General features: G+C 61.1%; 5 protein-coding genes and 1 pseudogene. All 6 read right to left on the bottom strand.

Going from position 1 to position 3,509, the window contains the following annotated elements:
- The coding region (locus tag WBV42_RS12090) for a YHS domain-containing protein (RefSeq protein WP_423986261.1) at nt 1–296 on the bottom strand (296 nt) is incomplete at its 3' end.
- Nucleotides 293–982, bottom strand: a complete 690-nt coding sequence (locus WBV42_RS12085) for a (2Fe-2S)-binding protein (RefSeq protein WP_423986260.1) — start codon at nt 980–982, stop codon at nt 293–295. The genes WBV42_RS12090 and WBV42_RS12085, both read right to left, overlap by 4 nt.
- 1 nt (nt 983) lies before the next feature.
- Nucleotides 984–1,850 (bottom strand): FAD binding domain-containing protein, encoded by an 867-nt coding sequence (locus WBV42_RS12080; RefSeq protein WP_423986259.1) that lies wholly within the window; start codon nt 1,848–1,850, stop codon nt 984–986.
- Nucleotides 1,847–2,437: a CoxG family protein gene (locus WBV42_RS12075; RefSeq protein ID WP_423986258.1), complete on the bottom strand. Its 591-nt coding sequence runs from the start codon at nt 2,435–2,437 to the stop codon at nt 1,847–1,849. The genes WBV42_RS12080 and WBV42_RS12075 overlap by 4 nt, the downstream gene beginning before the upstream one ends.
- A 150-nt stretch (nt 2,438–2,587) precedes the next feature.
- Entirely contained in the window at nt 2,588–2,956 is a 369-nt protein-coding gene (locus WBV42_RS12070; RefSeq protein WP_423986257.1) for a VOC family protein, read from the bottom strand.
- A 390-nt stretch (nt 2,957–3,346) separates the two neighbouring features.
- Nucleotides 3,347–3,509: pseudogene (locus tag WBV42_RS12065) on the bottom strand (bile acid:sodium symporter family protein); the annotation flags it as partial.

Raw genomic sequence — 3,509 nt, 5'->3', positions numbered from 1 at the left:
GCGCATCCCTGTCCACAGAAGTAGTAGGTCTCGCCGTCGAGGTCGACCGTCGCGGCAGCCTCGTCCGTGACGACGTCCATGGCGCAGACCGGGTCGACCACCGTTTCCCCGTCCTTCTTGATGTCGTCAACGTAGTTGCCCCGTCCAGTAATGAACCGTCGGTCCTCCTTGCGTTTTACCTCCTGGCCCATGCCCCCGCGACCGTGTCCGTGGTCGGCCTCGGGGTGGGGTCCGCCGTCGACGTCGTGTCGATATCCCTCGTCCGGTTTTTCGCTGCGGTCGAACTCGCTGCTCATGGGGAGTCACCTCCGTCGTCCGCGGCCCGGGTCCCGTCGATCGTTCCGTCCCCCGACATATCCCGACAGCAGGAGTCCGCACCGCATCCCGTCGCCCGGCCTCCGTCTGTCGCCTCGCCGCCGTCCGTCGCGGTAGCCTCCGCTTCGGCGTCCGTCTGTTCGTTTTCGACGGGCGACTCCGGCGGTTCGCGGCCGTTGAGCACGTCCGCCGCGTACTCGATGGACTTGACGATGTTCTGATACCCCGTGCATCGACAGAGGTTGCCGCTGATCTTCTCACGGATCTCCGCCTCCGTTGGGTCCGGGTTCTCGTCGAGGAGTGCTTTTCCGGCCATGATCATGCCCGGCGTGCAGTAGCCACATTGGAGGCCGTGCATCTGGCGGAAGCCCTCCTGAATCGGATGGAGGTCGCTCTCTCCCATTTCTGCTTCCTCCAAGCTTCCCATTCCTTCGACGGTCGTGATGTCGCTCCCGTCGGCTTGCACGGCGAAGAGGAGGCACGACTTGTAGGCTTCGCCGTCCATGTTGATCGTACACGCCCCGCAGTTTCCGGTGTCACAGCCGATGTGCGTGCCGGTCAGGTCGAGGTTCTCCCGAATCGCGTGTACGAGTAGCTCTCGCGGTTCGACGCTCAGTTCGTGTTCGGTTCCGTTGATCGTGAGTGTGATGTCCTTCGTCTGGTTCATGTCAGTCCCCTCCCGCCCGTTCCGTTGCGTCGGCAAGCGCCCGCTGCGTGAGGACCCGGACCATGTTTTCCTTGTATTCGACGCTCCCGTGTTCGTCGGCTTCGGGATTCGACGCCTCCGCGGCGAGTTCACCCGCCCGTTTGAACAGGTCGGCACTGGGCGATTCGTCTTCGAGCGCCTCGGCGGCGTCGGGAACGGAAACGTTCGTGATGTCAACCGCCGTCAGCGCGACGGTCGCGTCGGTGATGACGCCATCGTCCACTCTCACGCGAGCACCCACTCCGACCATCGCGTAGTCGCCGACCTTCCGTTTCAGTTTGTGATACGCGCTCCCTTCGTCGTCCGGCGGCACCGGTACTCGGAGTTCGGTGGCGAGTTCCCCCTCCTCCAGGTTGTTGTCGTAGGGGAGGAGGAAGAACTCGTCCGCGGGGATGACGCGTTCGCCGTCAGGTCCCCGTGCAACAACGTCTCCCTCGTGAGCCAACAGTACGGTCGCCCAGTCCCCCTTCGGGTCCGACTGGGCGACCGAGCCGACGACCGTTCCCCGGTTGCGGATCTGCGGGTCCGCGACGAGCGGTGCGGTATCGGCAAAACTGCCGTACTTCTCGTCGATGAGCGCTGACTCCTCGATCTCGACGTGCCGCGTGAGGGCACCGATCTTCAGGTACCCGTCCTCCTCGCGAAGATAGTCGAGATCCTCGATACGGTTCAGGTCGACGACCGTCGACGGTCGGGCCAGTCGAAACCGCATCAGGGGAACGAGACTTTGTCCCCCGGCGAGGATGGTCGGTTCGTCGAGACTGCCGAGGAGATCCACCGCCTCGTCGACAGTCGTTGGTTCGTGATGTTCGAATTGTGCGGCTTTCATAGCAAGTTCCTGAGTCGGTTCGTGATGCTCCGTCCCTGTTCGCTCTCGTCGACGTCCGACATCTGCTGCTGGATGTTCGTGAAAAACTGGCTCACTATCTTGTCGGCGACCGGGTTGAGTACCCGGCCGCCCAACTGTGCAATCCGCCCGGAAACGTCGGCCCCAGTCCACCACTCGACCTTCGACCCGGAGTCAGTCTCGCTGATGGTCATTCCGGATTCCATCTCGAAACTGCTGTCCGAGGCGGCACCACCGCCGGTGGCCACCATTTTGGGATACTCCCGTTCGGTGATGGTGACCCGCGTTTCGAATCGCGGTTTCACGCTCCCGACGCCGATCTGCATCAACGCCGCGTACTTGCCCCCTTCCACGAACGCTCGATCCGCGACGACCTCCGGATCGACGTCGGGCAACGTCGGGACGTCCTCCTCCGGTTCGTAATTGTCGAAATCGAAGCCGCCGTCGTCCATCGGGACGATATACCGACATCCCTTGAGCGCATCCCGAACGGCGACGGGATCCGACAATACGACCCAGGCGTCCTCCGGCTCTACCCCCTCAAGCTCGAATTCACCCTCGAACTCCATGCCTGTATGCTCCTGTCCGAGTCCCTAGACTCGTGTTCCTACCCAACCTGTACACTGTTAAGTGTTACCTAGGAACATACTTCTCGTCTCGGATCAGGATGAGAATCAAATTCGGAAGATTCCCGCTACAAGCCACGCTCCAACTGTTAATTACTCCTCGAGTGGTTCGACGAGTTCCACGACGTGACCGTCCGGGTCTTCGATGAACGCTGTGCGCGCTCCTGCCGCGGGTTGATCCTGTGGTTCTTGGACGGTCCCGAAGTGATCGATTCGTTCGAACGCCTCGTCGACGTTTTCGACCGACAGCGCCAGGTGGTCCCAAGCGGTGCCGGCATCCATTTCATCCACCCCACTAGTATCCGAGAGCTGAATTTCGACGCCATCGTTGTCGGTGACGTACCGGTTTATCGTGTCGCCGCTCTCGAACGACCACGACTCTTCGAAACCGAGCTGTTCGGTGTAAAACAGGACTGACTCCTCGGCATCCGTCACGTTGAGACAGACGTGTATTAGGTCCACATGTCTCGCTACTTTTCCACGATCATAAAATTATTTTCCGGTGCTATTCGAAGCAGGTCGCTAGTACCACGTCGTTTATCGAACCGATATATAGTGGCGGGCGTCTCGCTGTTGAAAACGATCGGGACGGAAGCCGCGTTCGATCGCTCACCTCGTGTGTCGACGGGCCCGTTTGAAGAGCGAAAGATCGACTGCGTCGGAGAAGTTGGGTTGTACGATGACGTCGTGGCAGAGTCTCGCCAGTGCATTGTTGCCGAACGAAAGTCCCGGATTCGCGTCGTGAAGTATTCGATTACCCGAGATACCGGCGTTAACGATGGATCAATGATTGGTGAGCCGTCGTGCCAAGTAGTCGGGCCACTTTTGTTGCGTACGATTGAGCCGACCCACTCAGTCGTCGGTGGATACCGGTGGCCGGGAGGCCGATCCGGCGTTACTCCCCCGCGAGAAGTAGGATGCCAACGCCGGGCCGCTGACGTTGTGCCAGATGCTGAATAGCGCCGGGATGAGCGCCACGGCAGGCGAGAAGAACGCCGTCGCGAGCGCGACGGCG

This window comes from Haladaptatus sp. (genome assembly GCF_049589095.1).
GTDB lineage: Archaea > Halobacteriota > Halobacteria > Halobacteriales > Haladaptataceae > Haladaptatus.
Note: the sequence above shows the minus strand (reverse complement) of the source record. Positions and strands in the feature narration are given on the sequence as shown.